Origin of the sequence: Bacillus sp. KICET-1 (assembly GCF_027721405.1) — a bacterium.
In the GTDB taxonomy this organism is placed as follows: Bacteria; Bacillota; Bacilli; order Bacillales; family Bacillaceae; genus Bacillus; species Bacillus velezensis.
On the sequence record NZ_CP113515.1, the window covers coordinates 3,194,215 to 3,211,554 of the forward strand.

A 17,340-nucleotide genomic window follows, 5' to 3' on the forward strand; every position below is an offset into this window, starting at 1 on the left:
CTCCTCTCTCATTTAAATGCTTTCCAAAACATTTTTTTCGCAGGAAGCTCTTGTTTCTCCGCTCGTACGTCAGATTCTTTTACCAGAGCCTTACGTCTTAATGACGGTACCGGCAGCGGCTTTCTTTTCATTCGGGTATCTTTTTCTTCCCAAGCTTCCAGAATGACGTGGGCGTTCGTTCCGCCGTCGGCAAAGCAGTTGATGGCTGCTGACGGTCTGGCTGCATCCCATTCGCCGGCTGTTTTATGAAAGTGAAAATCTGTCTTTGTTATATCAAAATGCGGCATCGGTTCGTCTCCTGAGAGAAACGGAACCGTTTGTTTATGCTTCAGCATTAATACGACTTTAATGAAGCTTGCGATGCCTTCTGCGCAAAGCGGATGCCCAATGTTCGGCTTGATTGACCCGATGCCGAGCGGAACATGCTGGCCAGAGCGGTATACGGATTGAATCGCCTTCAGCTCAAGCAAATCAGTCACCGCGGAACCCGATCCGTTTGCTTCGATATAAGTGATGTCTTCCGGCTTTTTGCCGCTTTTGAAAAGCGCGCTTTGCATAACGTCTTTTTGCGCCTGCATATTAGGGGCTGACGGGCCTGCCGTTCTGCCGTCATTGTTCATGGCGGCGGCCTTAATGACTGCGTGTATCGTGTCGCCGTCTTTTTGCGCCTGGCTTACTGTTTTTAACAGCACCATGCCGACGCCTTCACCGAGGACAACTCCGCCTGAACGCTTGTCAAATACGTGAAATGCCGGTTTTTCGTTTAACAGCCCGCGCTCTTGGAACATCCGGTGCGCCGCATCCGTGTTCAGCAGGCTGACGCCGCCAACTACCGCCGCTTTGATATCGCCGCTTCTCAGTGCCTGAACGGCCATGTTCATTCCTGTCAAAGCCGATGAACAAGCCGTATCAAGCACAATGCTCGGCCCGCGCAGATCAAAAAATTGCGAAACGTTTGCCGCTAAATAATTCTGCCCGCCCGCAACGATCGGGTTGCGGGTATTCGCAAGACTTTCAGGATCAGGCTGATGCTGGCTGCGGCCTCCGATATACACACCGGCTTCTATGCCCTTGATTTCTTCACGGGTATAGCCGGCATGGCACCAAAGTTTCAAGCTCTCTTCCAACACCGCCAACGCCTGAGGGTCCATCGCTTTCGCGTCGTTTTCCGGAATGAAAAAGAATTCGGAATCAAAGTGATCCATATTGTCAATCAATCCCGCAACGTATTGATTTGCATATCCGAAACGTTCCGCCGGGACGGAGCCGATTGCGGACCTGCCGCTTCTCAGCAAGTCCCAATATTGTTCTAACGATTCCGCTCCCGGAAAACGGCAGCTCATTCCGACGACGGCAATGTCTTCAGTTACGGCATCACGCTTTTGTTCAGTGTGAACCGTTTGTACGGCAGCCGGAACCAAGATTTCTGTATCAGGTTCCTCCCTTTCTGCAAGCAGCGGCTGCCCATTGGATACAAGCCATTCGGCAAACGCGTCAATCGTCGGATGTTCATATAAAACAGATGGGTCTAAGTCCTCTTTTGAGCGCTTGATTCATTTGCTGTAAAAGCTGCGCTAAAATGATCGAATCAACCCCGTAATCCTGAAACGGTTCGTCTGTTTCCAGTTCTTCCGGAGCGATTTTCAGCTCATCGGAAAACAATTTCACAAGCCACGCCTTCGTATCAAGAAGCAGTTCTCTGTCTGAATGTTTTTCCGCGGCTTTGCCGGTTATTACGGCTTCAGTCTCTTTTTGTGTTTTCTCTTGACAGAGCAGCCTGTCAGGATGCCATTCGCTCCGATCAATGATAGCCGGCAGAACGGACGGGCGGATGTTTTCAGATAAAATGCGGTCAAGCAAGTCAAGTCCTTCCGCGTTGGACAGTCCCAGCAGCCCGGTCTGCTTCAGGCTTTCTGTGCGGACTTCACCCAATCCGGTTTCCTTCCAGTTCGGCCATTGAATGCTGACTAACGGATATTGATGCTGATGAGCCGCCGCGAAATAATCCATGTACGCATTTGCCATCGCATAATCCGACTGTCCCGCCGCGAGCGCCGGAACGACTGCAGATACTGAAGAAAATAAGACAAAAAATTGCAAAGGATCATTTGTGAAAAGGCTGCTTAATGTTTGAAGCCCTGCGACTTTCGGTTCCAGCACTTCTTGTATATCGTCGGCAGTCTTTCTGATAAACGCCGGATTTACTGAATTAACCGATCCCGCACAGTGAATGACGCCGCCGATCGGTCCCATCGTGCGCCGGATCGTTTCAATTTCCGCTGCCGCCGCATCATGATCAGACAATTTCAGACTGATCACCGCCACTTGCACTCCTTTTGCTTCAATCTCTTCAATCGCCCGTATCTTCTCTTTCAGCCTCGTATTAACGGCTGACCGTTCATGGCGGGGAGGAATCGGCTCCCTGCCTGTCAGCACTACTTTTTTCACGCCGTGTTTTTCTGTGAAATGGCGGGCGCATAAGAGACCCAGTCCCCTCGTGCCTCCGGTAATGAAAAGCACATGGTCTTCAGGAAACGGTGCGGGCTTATGTTCTGCCCGCTTCCCGCTTGGAATCTCCCTGAATAAAGCACGGTATCTCTGTCCGTTTCGGCGGCAGATTTCCGGTTCTGTGCTGTCCGCCGAAAATTCATCTGCAATCTGTTTGGCAAGCGTCTGCTGATCCGTATCTGTATCGGCATCCATGTGTCTTGACGTCACGTTTTGATACTCATTTTGAAGCATTCTGTACAGGCCGCTTTTTGCCGCTCCTGCAAGATGAATCGTTTTCTGCTGAAATGGCTCCAATCCTTTTGTTACATATAGCAGCGTCAGCGGCCGCGCTTGCCGGCGGCTTGTATCAATCAGAGTCTGGAGCCGGCTGATCCCTTTCAGTGAAGGGTCTTCGTCTCCGCATCCCGTCAGATCGATTGCGCCATCTATGTGATTCCAATCGCCAGCTGCAGTGTCAGCGGAATCGACCGGGAGAATGAACGAGTCAGTGAAATGCTTCGCAGTCTCTTCGGCTAGCTCCGCTGTTCTTTCATCAGCCAGAATCATGACCGTCCTGCCGCTTTTCTCACCGGCCGAATCGATCTCACACGGAACCCATTGCTTATCTAAAAGCACAGCCTTGCGCCGGTCTTCTGTTTCCTGCGGTACGGCTTTCGGCTCAGGCAGCCAGTACGGCTCCTTCGCAAATGGGTAAGCCGGCAGACTGATTCTGCGGGGTTTTTCGCCTTGATAGAGTCTGTCCCAGTCCATCTGAAGCTCTTTGGCCCACAATTCCGCTATTTTGGCGTATTTTTTCTTATCGAACCACGACCTGACAAGCTGCTTCAGATCATCGTCCGTTTCAAATGCTTTGATTTCTTTTTTTGCCGTTTTAATGTGGGCTTCATATATCCCTTCACCCGTATTTCCGTTTACAAAATCGGTTAAACGGCTGATCAGTTCTTCTCTCGAACCGGCTGTAACTGCAAGACGGTAATCCATCGCATCACGCCCGGTTTGAAGCGTGTACGCCATATCTGAAAGATTGATATTCTGATTGGCTTTTGCAAATTCGATCACAGACTCGGCATAGGTTTTTACCTGGGGCGCTTTTTTCGCCGACAGCACAAAAATGTTTGTCTCATCAGGCTTACGGCTTCCCCGGTCTTTCGGCTGATACTCTTCGATAACGAGATGAGCGTTTGTGCCGCTGTAGCCGAATGAGCTGACACAGGCCCGCCGCGGTGCTCCGGCTGTTTCCCAAGGTTTGAGTTCGGTATTGACAAATAAAGGCGAGTCATCGAAATCAAAATGTTCATTCGGCGTGCTGAAATGAAGGGTCGGTACAAGCTGCTGATGTTTCATCGACAGCAGAACCTTCTGGACGCTTGCTACACCTGCCGCCGCCGACGTATGCCCGATATTCGATTTAACCGAACCGATGGCGCAAAATTGTTTGCGATCCGTTTTTTCCTTAAATACAGAAGACAGGGCTTCTAATTCAATCGGATCCCCCTGCTTTGTGCCGGTGCCGTGCATTTCCGCATAGGTGATGCTCTCAGGGTGGATGTTGTGCGCTTCATACACTTGGCGCTCTAAATCCATTTGGCTTTTCGCGCTTGGTGCGGTAATGCCGTTGGTTTTTCCGTCCTGGTTAATTCCAGATCCGATAATGACTCCGTAAATATGGTCTTGATCGGCTTCCGCATCTTTCAGCCTCTTCAAAACGAGCGCCCCCGCGCCTTCGCCGGGCACAAATCCGTTCGCACTGTTATCAAATGCTTTACATTGGCCGTCAGGAGACAGCATTCCGGCTTCACACATGCTGATGTATGATTCAGGCGTTAAATACAAGGTCACGCCGCCGACAAGCGCCATGTCAATTTCATGATTCAACAGCGCCTGACGCGCCAAATGAGTCCCGACGAGAGATGAAGAGCATGCCGTATCAACCGGAATGGCCGGCCCTTTCAAATTGAGATAATAAGGCAGGCGGGCCGCCGCGATGCTGAAACTGTTGCCCGTCGCGCTTCCTCCTGTCTGATGGTTGTTTAACATCAAGCCGTATTCATTGTTCATAATCCCCAAATAAACGCCGCAATTTTTCCCGTTTAATTCTTTTGAGCTGTAACCCGCATCTTCAAAGGCTTTAAAACCTTCCTGTAAAAATATCCGGTGCTGCGGGTCCATAAGTTCCGCTTCAGACGGAGAAATATTAAAGAACAGCGGATCAAATTCTTCAATGCCGTCAAGCATACCAATTGATCTGCAGTATACTTTGCCCTTCTTGTTTAAGGCCGGATCATAGTATTTGTCTACATCCCAGCGGGAAAGCGGGATGTCGCGAATGGCGTTTTTCGCACGGGCTAAGTTGTCCCAATACGTCTTTAGGTCCGGCGCATCCGGGTACTTGCCCGACATGCCGACGATGGCTATCGCGTCCGCTATCTCGTCTTTAGGCTCCCGTTTGGCCTGCACCGGTTCAGGTTCCTTTTGAACCGTTAATCTCTCAGGCTCGGCAGGTGTTTTCTCCTGCAGGGCGTGTTGCTGTGTAAGCGGCTTTGGACGTACGGGAACCGCCTGTTTTTTTCTTCCGCGGACGGACGGCTGCGTACGCAGAAAATCGGCAAATTGGCGGATTGTCGGATAATCATACACTTTCGTTACGTTACAGTCCGTGCCGTACCGTTTATTGACGGCCTTTATCCATTCAAGACCGGTAATCGAATCCATACCCAAGTCAATAAAGGCCTCATCAATATCCACTTCATGCCGCTCCATGTACAATACATCAGCCAGTGCTTTTGATAACTCGTCATGCACCGCTTCAATCGGTTCTTCCGGTTCGGCGGAAGCTGCCGTTTCAGACATCGCCTCCAGAATATCCGCTTCTGCTTGTATCACATGCTGCTTATGAGCGTTTAAAGGCTGCAGCAGTATGTTTGACGGTTTTTTCACGGCCTCTGTTTTCTGCGGTTCGGTTGCTTCCTCAAGGATCGGTTCTGTCCCGAGCTTTTTTTGCAAGAAAGCCGCAAACTGGCGAATTGTCGGATAATCATATACTTTCGTCACCGTAAGGGACGTGCCGTACGTTTTATTAACAGCCTTTATCCATTCAAGACCGGTAATTGAATCCATGCCGATATCAATAAATGTGTCGTCTGCGTCGATATCGTCGGCATCCATATATAAAACGTCTGCCAAACTTTCGGTCAATACGGCACTTACTTTCTCAGCGGAAACCGCCGGACGGGAAACAGACTGTACGGTTCTTTTCGGTTTCGCGCCGCTCAAAGGCTGCAATGAAATGTTTGACGGTTTTTCTTTGGCAGTCTCCTCGTGAAGAGTTGTTACTTCAATGACCGGTTCCGGGACGGCCGCCGGTGCGATCGGCGCAGACTGTGTTTCGGCCGGTCTTTTGACAGCTGTATCAGCTGATGTGTCGATCCAATAACGGTCTTTTGCAAACGGGTAGGCAGGGAGACTGATTTTTTGCGGTCTGCCCATTTGATACAGCTTATCCCAATTCAGCGGAAGGCCCTTCACCCAAAGCTCTAATACCTTTGCGGCTTTGCCTTTTTCAAGCCATGCCTCAATTGTTTTTTCCATGTCCTCATCAGCCGCAAACAGCGCCATCGTGTCTTTATTCTGTTTGACTTGTCCGCGGTAGAGCCGTTCAATTGACTCCTTGCCGCCCGTAAATTCGTCAAGCTTTTCTTCAAGCTCGCGCAAATTGCTGACAATGATTCCGAGACGCTCTTCCATCGGTTCACGTCCGATTTGAAGCGTATAGGCGATCCGGCTCAGATCCGCTTCCCGGTAACGCCCGCTCCGCAGCGCATCAAGAAGACGTTCCGCCCGTTTTTGAAGCCGTTTCTCATTTTTCGCGGAAAGGACGATCATCGACGGATGAGGCGTGGCGAAAGCCGTCTCCTTATCCTCATCAGCGGTATATTCTTGGATGACGATATGAGCGTTGACACCGCCGGCTCCAAATGAGGAAAGCCCTGCGGTTCTCGGCAGTTCTTTATTTACTCCTTTTTCATTTATGACCGGTCTTTTCCACTCTTCAAGCGTCTGCTGCACTTTAAACGGCGTAGCGAGAAAATCAATATTCGGGTTAAGCGTCCGGGAATGCAGTGACGGTGCGAGTTTCTTATGTTTCATTTGCAGGAGCACCTTCGTCAGACCCGCGATGCCCGCCGCGCTTTCACAGTGCCCGATATTGGATTTCGCTGAGCCGATGGCACAAAACTGTTTATCTTGTGTTTGTTCTGAAAAGGCTTTTGTCAGACCCGTGATTTCAATCGGATCACCGAGTGAAGTCCCGGTGCCGTGGGCTTCAATGTAGCTGACCGCCCTCGGATCGGTTCCCGCGTCTTTTAACGCCTGTTTGATCACCGCGGCTTGGGCGTTCGGGTTCGGTACGGAATACCCGTTTGTTTTTCCATCATGGTTTACGGCCGTTCCTTTGATCAGGCCGTAAATATGATCACCGTCCGCTTTCGCTTTAGAAAGCGGCTTAAGGAGTACGGCTCCCACTCCTTCACCGGGCACATAACCGTCCCCGCCTTCACCGAAACTTTCACATCTGCCTTTGCTTGATAAAAATCTGTTCTGGCCGAGCATCAAATATTTATTCGGATGAACGGATACATTGACGCCCCCGGCAAATGCTGTCTCGCATTCCCCGTTCCGCAAGCTTTGGCATGCCAGATGAATGGCTGTTAAAGAAGAAGAGCACATCGTATCCAGCGCCATGCTCGGACCGTTAAAACCGAATACATAGGAAGCCCTGTTCGCAATTGATGACGGATTTCCGGTCAGCGCAAGCGATTTTCCGCGCGCCTGTTCTTCTGCTCCGTAAAGCTGATATTCCTCATACATGACGCCGACGTAAACACCGACATTGGCGCCAAGCAAATCACCCGATTTTTCCGTGAGCTTTTTGCGCGTGTAACCGGCATCTTCCATCGTTTCGTAGACACACTGCAGGAATAACCGCTCCTGCGGGTCCATCAATTTTGCATCCCGGGGCGAAATAGAGAAGAACTGCGGATCAAATTTGTCCACGTCTTTCAAAAATCCTCCCCATTTTCCGTACGTCTTGCCTTCTTTATCTTTATCAGCGTCGTAATAAAGACTGTGATCCCAGCGATCGTTTGGAATTTCAGTTATGCAGTCAGTGCCTTCACTCAAGTTCTTCCAAAATTCCTGAAGATTTTCGGCCTGCGGATATCGTCCTGACATACCGATAATCGCGATATCTTCACGCTCCGTCAGCTGCTGATTTTTCCGCGTGTCTGGACGGACATGCGCAAAGCCTTTTTTGCCTTCATTCCGTTTGGAAACGGGCTTTACTTTCGCTTTCTCAGACAGCGCCGGTTTGGCTGCAGGGGTTTCTTCTGTTTTCATCCCGGTCACTTCCAGCAGCGTGTCCCGGTGTGCTTTCATAAAATACTGCGCCAGCGATTCGATATTCTGATATTCGAAAAACAAAGTTTTTGACAATGAACCGAAGCAAGTTGACGCCTCCGGCAACTGCCGATTCACATTCCCCGCGCCGAATGCTTTCCGCAGCAAGGTGAACCGCAGTCAGCGAAGATGAACAGACCGTATCGACCGCCATGCTCGGCCCGTGAAACGTGGCCCTGCATGGCGGAAATGACGGGAATATCACATTCCAGCGCCAAAGAGTACATGCGGTCTTCCGTAAACTTCGTGATGCCCTGCTGAATCCTGAGCAGGCCTTCCTGTGTGCCTCCGGAAGCAAAGTAATGGCCGTATCCTGTTAAAATCACAGCTTTATAGACTGACGATTTTTTTATACGGGTGAACGCTTCCATCAATCCATCCGTCAGTTCTTTGGAGAAGGCGTTTTTATGGGCTTTATCCTGCATTGTCACTTGGATAATATCCGGTTCAATTTCTAGCAGTTCAACTGCGGTGTTCGGCATGATATCCTCCTAACTGTTCTCCGTTTCCCAAGGAAGCCGTCCCGTTTCTGCATAACGGGTGATGGCTGATTGGTTATCCGGATCTGAAAACATCGCTTGATTTTCGGCTAAAGCAATGGATTTCGAACGATGAACAAGGTCGTTTAAGGAATCTATGTATTTTTTATAGCGGATGACTGCTTTTTTCGACAGCGGACGAAGGCGCAGCAAATGCTTTCTCAGCTCTGTTGCTGAGTCCGGGACACATACGTCACAAAGTCCCCATTCAAGCGCCTGGCGTGCCGGCACGGGCTTTGTCATAATCGTCATATAATGCGCCTTTTGAAATCCGATTCTTTGAATTAAAAACGGCAGAACGCAGGCTGGATAAAGTCCGAATAACAGTTCAGATAAACTGAACGAAGCACTCTCCTCTGCAATGACGATATCGCACGCGGCGGCAAAACCGACACCTCCCGCATTTACTTTTCCGCGGACGCGGGCGATTGTGATGTACGGCCCGGTTTTTAATGCCAGCCACAAACGGTAAAGCGGCTCCTGCGATTCCGCATGCTGCATTCCCTGCCTCATTTTCCGGTACATCTCATCAAAATCCGCCCCGAAACAAAATACCTCCGGCTGCCCTTCAAGCACTACGGAGGTCACGGAGTCTTCACATTCAGAAAGAACGTGCAGGCATTCCTCCACTAAACGCTCATTAATCGTATTGTTGGCTTCAGGCCGATCAAAGGTGATGAAGCAGACATTTTGCTGAAAACGGACGTTTATCGTTTCATAGGTCACGATATCCACCTGTATTTCCGATGAAATTCCGTGATTTCTTCCAAATACAAACGAGGGCTTCCTGTATGATGGTCTAAAATGTTCGGCACCATATTCATATCCAATTTGACATTCCTGGTTCCGAACTTCACCAGACCGCTGCCTTTAAACAATTCTTCATACTCCTCCATGGACAGCCTGTATCTGTTGTTCAGGTGCTCTTCTATTTTGAAAGAATGCTGCCGCGTTTGTCCTTCAGGCGTCACAACGCCGCTGTAAAATTCTGAACAGCACCCGGAGCCGTACGAAAAACAGCCGATCCGCTTAGAAGTGTCGAATGCCCCTTGGTCAATCGTGCTTGCAAGAGCCAGTAAAGAGGCTGCTCCCATAATATTTCCAACTCTTTGGCAATAGCGGAGCCCCGGCTCTACCCTGGTTTGAAAATCCTGTTCGATTTCAGCGTTTTTCGCTTTTGCAAGCTTGCGCATCATCGTCCGGTGGGCCCCTTTGACCATGCCGCCAAACGGTGTATGGAAGGCAAGATAGTGAAACGTCTCTTTGTAGTCAGCGCCCGGCACACGGTTTTTGTACTCGCGAAATGTCTGTTCACAGCAATCGAGATAAGACATCAATGACAAGTCGGCGTCACCGGCTTCACTGTCCGGGATCGGACGGCATGTATCCATCACTTCATAGCCGTAATAGCCGTTAGCGCCCGCATCCGCCTGAAATACAATTGGATTTTCACCGATCAATAAGGCGACGGCACCCGCTCCGGCGCTCGGTTCGGCGTAAGACCAATCCTCGCTTAACGCATCGCCGCCTTCGGCAATTAAAAACCGGGAAATATCCGTCGCGACGACAAGCGCCTTCGCTCCGGGGGATGTCTGCGACAAAATAAAGTTAAGCGCCATCTGCAAACCCGCCGTTCCTGAATAACAGGCCTGCTTCAGTTCAAATAAACGGCAGTTCCGGTTGAGGCCTAAGTAATCATGAATATATGTACTGAGTGATTTTCCGAAGTCAATGCCGGACTCCGAGCAGGTAATCAGCAGCTCGATTCTGTCTTTTTCAGCCTCTGTCAATCGGTCGATAATCGGCTTTGCCGCGTTAACGCCGAATGTGACGGGGTCTTCGTACGGAAGCGCCACCGCTTTTTCTTTCATCAGTAAATTCTCAAATCTGGCAGGGTCTAAGTTTCTGTACTCCGCCAGCTGCATGACATCAAGGTATGCCGTCCCGCCAAACACATTTATCGCTTCTATTCCGGCAGCCGCCATGAACTTCGCCTCCAATATGAATTTTGAGTTTCCGATTTTTTCACCGTTTTATCAGACAGCCTGTACCTTTTCATAAAGCTTTGCCGCCAATTCGCCGATGTTTGACACTCCCGTCAGCTCAACACGCGGGATCTGCAGTGATAATTCTTCAAGCATCATCGTGATAATTTCGGCGCGGTCCACTGAGTCCGCCCCCAGATCAACTAACCGGTCTTCCTGTGAAAGCTGTTCGCCTTCTAAATCAGGCAAAACCTCGTAGATTGTGTTCTGCAACAATTCAAAGATTCTTTCTTCACTCATTGTCAGTTCCTCCCTGTTTCATCTTTTATGAATATTCCATGTTTTCAATCTATCATTTCGTCTTGTCAACACGTTTGCAGAAATGAGCCTAACTTCTGATTCAAAAGCGAGGCCGTCTCTTCCATAAGCCGCAGGCCGATATCATCGGCATGGCGGTTTTTCCAGGACTCCAGCTCCGTACCTTTCACCCATTGATTAAAGGCGCCTAATGCCGGGCCGCAATGAATCTGGAAGTCTACCTTGGCCTCCGGGTCTCCTTTAATCGCCGAAGCAGAACTTTGCCTGAAATACCATTTGAATATGAGCGCCATTTTCTGTTTCGGATTCCGTTCGGCTTTTGAAATGTCTTCATTCGAATAATGAGCCTTCACTTTGTCATAAATACTGCTTACACTTGCCTTAAAATACTTCTCTTCTATTTGTCTGAGTGTCTTTTCATCAATTTCTTCAATTGAGCGGTGACGCTGATACAGTTCATGCAGCTTAGAGGAGCGGGTCGGAAAGAACAGCCCTTTCTTTAATACCTGCACCTTGCTGCCTGATTCAAACATATCGCCGGCCGGCGCGTAGGCCGTATCCTGTACATTCATCTGCTGCAGGAGGTCTTTTACGAGGCCGCTCGTCGCTGCCTCAACGGTGCATTGGTTAATGGATCCGGTCACAATAAAATCAGCGCCGAGCATAAATGCGGCCATGGCAGCCTCGGGCGTTCCGATTCCCCCTGCGGCTCCGACGCGGACGGTTTTGCCGTATCGGTATTTTTTCATCATGTCATCTCGTAAACGGATGATCGCCGGCATGAGGCTGTAAGCAACTCCGCCGTCAGTGTGGCCGCCTGAATCAGCCTCTACGCAGATGTCATGCGCAACGGGTATTTCTCTCATCAGACTTGCTTCTTCAGCGGTAATTTTGTTTTCGGCTGCAAGTTTCTGAAGAATGTGATCAGGCGCCGGGCTGAGAAACGCTTCCGCTACTTCCGGACGGGACAGCTTGGCGATAATCCGCTGACGCGCTATTATTTGTCCGCCGGCATCGCGTTTTAACCCCTTAGCGCGAAACCTTACTAAAGCGGGAGTAACCGCTAAAAACGCTGATGCTTCCAAGTTCTGAACCCCATGCTTCAATAAAAGATCAATCATTTTTTCTTCTGAATCTGTATGCTTCATGTTATGTACAATATTTATGCCGAAGGAACCGCCGTCACGAAGCTCATGCTGAATTGACAAAATGGCGTCCTCGACGTGCGCGATGTTCAAACCGCCCGTTCCGAAAAAACCCATCATTCCTTTTTCGGCCAGTTTGACGACCATTTCCTTCGAAGAAATTCCGCGGTACATGCCGCCGGCCAAGTAGGCGTATTTCAATTGATAATCGCGCTTAAACTCTTCATTTCCTAAAGACGCCGCCGTAATTGAGCTTTTTCCAGCCTCAGCCGGGACTTTGATTTCATCTGTTATCGGCTCCGCTTCAGCCGTAATTCTTTGGATCAGCCCCGTCAGCACTTTTCCGGGACCGATTTCCTCAAAGCTCATGTTCTTTCTTCCCATTAAGAAACGGATGCTGTCTGTCCAGTTCACCGATCCCGTTATTTGTCCGGTGAGTGTCTCTTTCAGCTCTCTCTGCTCATAGGGTCTTGCCGTCACATTTGAAATGACCGGAATGGACAGCGGCTTAAAATGGAAAGATTCGATAAACCGTGAAAATTCCTCCTTCGCTTCCAGCATGTATCTGGAATGAAAGGCGCCGCTGACATTTAAGCGGTGAACCATTTTTACGCCGTTTACGGCTTCAAAAACGGATGCGGCTTTTTCAATATCTTCTTTATAGCCGGAAATGACAATTTGCTGCGGTGTATTCATGTTGGCGATATCAATCATATCCAAGTGATTTTCTCTTAAAACATCCGTCACCTGCTCATGAGTCAGGCCGATCACCGCTGCCATGCCGCCTCCTTTTGCGCGGCTCATCAGTTCGCCCCTTTTTTTGACCAGCTGTAAGCCTTCTTCAAAATCAAAGGCTCCCGAAGCGTATAACGCGTTATATTCGCCCAAACTGTGTCCGGCGGTAAAATCCGGTTTCAAGCCGGTTTCTTCTGTTTTTTTCAAATAACTGAGGGCATTGACGACATAGAGCGCCGGCTGAGTGAACTGAGTCTGATTGAGACGTTCTCCGTCCCGGCACAGCTCCTGAATGGAAAATCCGAGAATGTGATCGGCCTTTGCGGTTAATTCAGGATAGCGGCCGAACAGGTCCTCTCCCATCCCGATTTTTTGCGAGCCTTGGCCTGGAAAAACAAAGCTGATCATCTTACAGTCTCCTTCCGGGCGGTGATAAAATGCTGCCTTCTATTTGCTGCAAATGTGTTTGTTCTTTATGAAACGGCGTCATAATGGCACGAATGCGTTCAGCCGATCCCGCGGGAAGAATCTGTTTGGCAAATGCGGCCAATGTTCCGGAAGGCCCGGCATCGATATACAATCCTTTTTGGCGGCTGTCTGCGAATTGAAGCGCTTCGCGGAATCGAATCGGCTTTCTTACGATATCCCAGAAAAAGTCCGCTTGTATATCGGTCTCAGCCTCTCCTGTCGCACTGGAGATGTACGGTATAAATGGAGTCCGGATTGATTTCTGAGCTAAAAAGCGCTTGTACGGCTGTTCCGCCTGATCAACCAGCGCTGAGTGAAACCCGTAAGATACCGGCAATAGCTGATGAGGAATCTGCTTTTCTCTCAGATCGTCCATGATCCTTTTGATATGCTCCCGCTCTCCCGAGATGACAAAGTGAGAATGATAGTTTACAGATGCCAATTCACTATGTTCGCCGAGCAGCGGATCATCTTGATATAAAGCCGGATCACCCAGTATCGCAAGCATGCTGCCGTTACGGCAAGTTTCCGTAATGATTCGGGCCTGTTCCAGCACGCAATCTAAAGCATCCTCAGCGCTCAGCACACCCGACACAGCGGCCGCTGCATACTCTCCAAGGCTTGCTCCGATCACATAATCGGGACGTATGCCTCTTTGCTCCAAAGCATATGCAAGTGCGTACTCAGCCATAAAAATGGCAGGATGGCTGAAAAGAAGGCGGTCAAATGGATCAGACAGACGATTGCCTGTATGATAAACCTCTTTCAGGACAGAGTAACCGAAACGGCTGACTGCAAAATCGTCCAAGTCAAGCATTTTCTGCCGAAAAGCGGTGTTATGTGCAAACAGCTCTTTCCCCATTTGATAGTATTGGGAACCCTGTCCAGAAAACATGAAAACAATTGGCTGGTTCATTTGTTCTCCTTTTTGCTCTTTATTTTTTTAAAATATTGATTTGTAAGTTTTTCGTGATGTCGTGTGCAGGTGAAGTGGTCGTGATGTTGTATGGCTGGCACTATTGTGTGAGATAAGAATTTTGACTTACGTTCCGCTACATGGCGGGTGAAGCTTCAGTTTCTTTTTTGATGCGGTGAATAAGTCCTGTCAGCACATGGCCCGGGCCGACTTCTTCAAATTCCATCCGCCCTTTGTCCAGCAGATAGCGGATGCTGTCGTTCCATCGCACTGAGTGGTCGATCTGATCGGCCAGAACGGAGTGGATTCCGTCTTGCTCATAAGGTCTGGCATGCACATTAGAAATGACAGGAATTGATATAGCAGAAAAATGAAATGACTGTAAAAATTTTTCGAACTCTTGTTTTGCTTCGCTCATATATCTCGAGTGAAAAGCGCCGCTGACGTTTAACGGATGAAACATCGTAACGTCTTTTAATCCTTCGAATACGCTTTTGGCTCTTTCAATGTCTTCTTTGCGTCCGGATATGACAACTTGGTGAGGAGAATTCATATTGGCAATATCAATCGTATGTAATCCGTTCGTTTGAAGGGCGTCTGACACTTGAGCTGCAGTTAACCCCATAACGGCGGCCATTTTTCCGTCAGTGGCCATACTCATTAATTCGCCTCTTTTACGGACAAGCTGAAGGCCGGTAATAAAATCAAAAGCACCTGCTGCAAACAGCGCATTATATTCTCCCAAACTGTGGCCGGCCACATAATCCGGCTTTATGCCATTGTCTTGGGTTTTTTTCAAATAGCTTAACGCGTTTACAACATATAAAGCAGGCTGGGTGAACTGCGTCTTGTGAAGGTTGGAATACGGATTCTCAAGACAAAGCCGTTTCATGGAATATCCGAGTGTTTCATCAGCCTGCTCCGTTAAGTCTTTAAATTCATCAAACAATGAGCTCCCCATTCCCTGCTTTTGAGAACCTTGTCCGGGGAATAAGTATGTGATCATTTTCTCAGCCATCCTTTCTCGGATTCAGTTAAGAAGCATGTTCAAGTTGATAGTAACTTCACAAAAATACCATGTCAAGTTAATTTATCCTATGCGGAATCCTGAATAATGCCTATTTTTCCCTGCCAGAAGGCGGACTCAGGGCTTTTGGAACAGACGTAAGCAGAATGTCCCATTCGGCCTGCCCGGCGCTTTTATCCGCAAACTACCGTTACTCAGCCATTCATCACCAAAAAGCGAGCAATAACTATCATTTCAATTCAGAAGTTCCGTACCCCAAAAGAAAAACTAGTTAGATAGAACCAAATTATACGCTACTTAAAATGAAACAGCCCTTTTTGATTTTTTCTGTTGCGGAAATTCACGAAATGTTCTTTTTTTTCAATCTGAAAGTAAATATTGTTTTTCAAAAGACTCTCCATTTTTTGACCCGGCTTCTCCCCGAAGGAGTGCCCCGGATACACACGCACATGCGGCGGAATGGAGGCTTTGATCCTCTGTATACTGTGAAACATATCTTCAGCTGAGCTGCCCCTGTCCTCACATATACCGCACCCTTCTGTAAACACGGTGTCACCGGTAAAAAGATGATCAGATAGCAAATAGCACATTCCCCCGGCCGTATGCCCCGGGGTCAATATACTTCTGATGATAAACCCTCCGGCTGCAAAGGTTTGTCCGTCTTCAAGCGCTATTAAGTTTCTGCACCGGAATTGATAGAAATCGATTTCCGCCGACGACATGTATATATCAGAATGATAGATTTGCTGAAGCGGCTCCGCCAAGTTTACATGGTCATAATGCGAATGTGTTAATAAAATAGCTGATAAATCAACATCCAATTCATGCAGTTTATCGGTTATTTTATCGATTTCCCAGGACGGGTCCACCGCTATCGCAGATTTTTTTGAGCGGTCTGCGATAATATAACAATAGTTGGACCACATCTGGTGATAAGTTTTGATTTGATGCACTTCATATGTATGATCCATTGTCACCATTCCCATTTAAAAGATCCGGGCAGACTGCTGCCGCCGCCCAGCCGACTGTAACCACTTTACCAGATGACACCACGTTTTTCCATGGATTTTCCGGTAAAGTTAAAAAAACTTTCTGCTCCCGCCAAAAGCACCAGTCTGGACCTTTTTTACAAATTGCTATGCTGATATATAAGTAAATCAGAATATTAATTTAGATGAATTCTTTAGGTAATTTTATTCAGAAAATGAAGGATGAATATGGGTTTCGGATAAAAAGAAAACAAATTGAGCTTTTGTTTTGAAAAGCAATTGCCGAAGCGGCCGAAGGGGATAATCAGTTTTTAGAAATGACCCGCAATCAAGACTATTATTTCAATCCTTTTCTTCAAGATAAACTAAACCATACGGGCTCTCGAAATATATCAGAATACCTTAGTTCTTACACCGAATTCAACGTTATGTTGACATTAACATAATTGAACTTAGAAAAGTACGGCGTAATTTACACTCTTTTCAAATCAGCCCTAGCTGCAACAATTCACGAAAGCGCCGCGCAGCTTTTTACTGTGCAAAAACAAAACTAACATAAAATCATTAAGTGTAAAAAGTAAATATAAAATATTAAACATTAGACAAATAGACTATGTTATATGGGTCGGAGTTTACTGCTCAAGGTAAATTGCCCTGGGATGCAAAAGCACTAAGAGCAGATTGGGATGCAATACCTGCTAAAGTTAAAGCTGCTATGGGCGGAATCGGCGTTTTGAAATAATTCTTAATATGATCGACAATTTTACTGGTGCAGTTGAAGATGCGTGCTATGCGGGTGCTCTAAAAGAACTGGCAACCCAACAGCCGCTTGGCGGATTACTAAAACTCTTAGGCTTTTCATTTAAACGGGGCTATTGTTGGTGTTTAACAAATTTATCCTGTGTTAAGCTTTAAAGTGATTATTTTCTAAAGTGCTAAGATCGGAGGTAACTATGGAACATAAAAGTAATGCTGAACCGAGCCCAAAAGCTATAAAAATTCTAACTTTCATCATTCCTATAGGTTTAATAGGACTTATCCTTGTTCTTAAGAATATTAATACCGCAGCAGCAGAAATTTCATTTTATATTGTTGCTATCGGTGTGGTTCTCTTAGTGGTTTTCAGTTTGATCAAAAATAGAAAAAACCGCAGGAAGAACTAAAAGGGGGGCTAATTACTAGCCCCCCTTGACTGACTTGCGGATAGTATAACCCGCCAAATTCCAATTTGATTTAAATTCTTCACAGATTTT

Annotated in this window: 8 protein-coding genes and 3 pseudogenes; 1 reads left to right on the forward strand and 10 read right to left on the reverse strand. The window is 47.9% G+C overall.

From position 1 onward, the window contains the following. Positions 1-8 precede the first annotated feature (8 nt). The 10 genes and pseudogenes from OVA33_RS16155 to OVA33_RS16200 form a co-directional block, all read right to left on the reverse strand. Positions 9-8,010: pseudogene (locus tag OVA33_RS16155) on the reverse strand (beta-ketoacyl synthase N-terminal-like domain-containing protein); the annotation flags it as partial. A 1-nt stretch (position 8,011) separates the two neighbouring features. Beyond that, positions 8,012-8,134, reverse strand: a pseudogene (locus OVA33_RS20720) (beta-ketoacyl synthase N-terminal-like domain-containing protein); the annotation flags it as partial. Then, positions 8,085-8,447: pseudogene (locus OVA33_RS16165) on the reverse strand (enoyl-CoA hydratase-related protein); the annotation flags it as partial. The pseudogenes OVA33_RS16165 and OVA33_RS20720, both read right to left, overlap by 50 nt. Positions 8,448-8,456: 9 nt before the next feature. Continuing rightward, positions 8,457-9,230, reverse strand: a complete 774-nt coding sequence (locus OVA33_RS16170) for an enoyl-CoA hydratase/isomerase (RefSeq protein ID WP_025649442.1) — start codon at positions 9,228-9,230, stop codon at positions 8,457-8,459. Then, positions 9,227-10,489: a hydroxymethylglutaryl-CoA synthase family protein gene (locus tag OVA33_RS16175; protein WP_017417811.1), complete on the reverse strand. Its 1,263-nt coding sequence runs from the start codon at positions 10,487-10,489 to the stop codon at positions 9,227-9,229. The genes OVA33_RS16170 and OVA33_RS16175 overlap by 4 nt, the downstream gene beginning before the upstream one ends. Positions 10,490-10,540: 51 nt before the next feature. After that, positions 10,541-10,789 carry an acyl carrier protein gene (locus tag OVA33_RS16180; RefSeq protein WP_017417810.1) on the reverse strand — a complete coding sequence of 83 codons (249 nt, stop codon included), beginning with the start codon at positions 10,787-10,789 and terminating at the stop codon, positions 10,541-10,543. A gap of 65 nt (positions 10,790-10,854) precedes the next feature. Continuing rightward, a complete protein-coding gene (fabD, locus tag OVA33_RS16185) occupies positions 10,855-13,095 on the reverse strand; it encodes an ACP S-malonyltransferase (RefSeq protein WP_025649443.1) in 2,241 nt (746 codons plus the stop codon). Position 13,096: 1 nt separating this feature from the next. Continuing rightward, complete coding sequence (locus OVA33_RS16190) at positions 13,097-14,071, reverse strand: acyltransferase domain-containing protein (RefSeq protein WP_128974078.1); 975 nt, start codon at positions 14,069-14,071, stop codon at positions 13,097-13,099. A 136-nt stretch (positions 14,072-14,207) separates the two neighbouring features. Next, positions 14,208-15,077, reverse strand: coding sequence for an ACP S-malonyltransferase (fabD, locus tag OVA33_RS16195; RefSeq protein ID WP_128974077.1), 870 nt, complete (start codon positions 15,075-15,077; stop codon positions 14,208-14,210). A gap of 314 nt (positions 15,078-15,391) precedes the next feature. Next, positions 15,392-16,069, reverse strand: a complete 678-nt coding sequence (locus OVA33_RS16200; RefSeq protein WP_003154103.1) for an MBL fold metallo-hydrolase — start codon at positions 16,067-16,069, stop codon at positions 15,392-15,394. 971 nt (positions 16,070-17,040) lie between these two features. Between OVA33_RS16200 and OVA33_RS16205 the strand changes: the two genes are divergently transcribed. After that, the gene (locus OVA33_RS16205; RefSeq protein WP_094031716.1) at positions 17,041-17,250 is read left to right on the forward strand and encodes a hypothetical protein; all 210 of its coding nucleotides are present in this window, start codon (positions 17,041-17,043) and stop codon (positions 17,248-17,250) included. Positions 17,251-17,340: the final 90 nt, after the last annotated feature.

What these genes read in the sequence shown, in the direction of transcription:
- OVA33_RS16175 (WP_017417811.1), bottom strand. Translation starts at nt 10,489, where the DNA reads ATGGCGGCTGCCGGAATAGAAGCGATAAATGTGTTTGGCGGGACGGCA.
- OVA33_RS16180 (WP_017417810.1), bottom strand. Translation starts at nt 10,789, where the DNA reads ATGAGTGAAGAAAGAATCTTTGAATTGTTGCAGAACACAATCTACGAG.
- fabD (WP_025649443.1), bottom strand. Translation starts at nt 13,095, where the DNA reads ATGATCAGCTTTGTTTTTCCAGGCCAAGGCTCGCAAAAAATCGGGATG.
- OVA33_RS16190 (WP_128974078.1), bottom strand. Translation starts at nt 14,071, where the DNA reads ATGAACCAGCCAATTGTTTTCATGTTTTCTGGACAGGGTTCCCAATAC.
- fabD (WP_128974077.1), bottom strand. Translation starts at nt 15,077, where the DNA reads ATGATCACATACTTATTCCCCGGACAAGGTTCTCAAAAGCAGGGAATG.
- OVA33_RS16200 (WP_003154103.1), bottom strand. Translation starts at nt 16,069, where the DNA reads ATGGATCATACATATGAAGTGCATCAAATCAAAACTTATCACCAGATG.
- OVA33_RS16205 (WP_094031716.1), top strand. Translation starts at nt 17,041, where the DNA reads ATGGAACATAAAAGTAATGCTGAACCGAGCCCAAAAGCTATAAAAATT.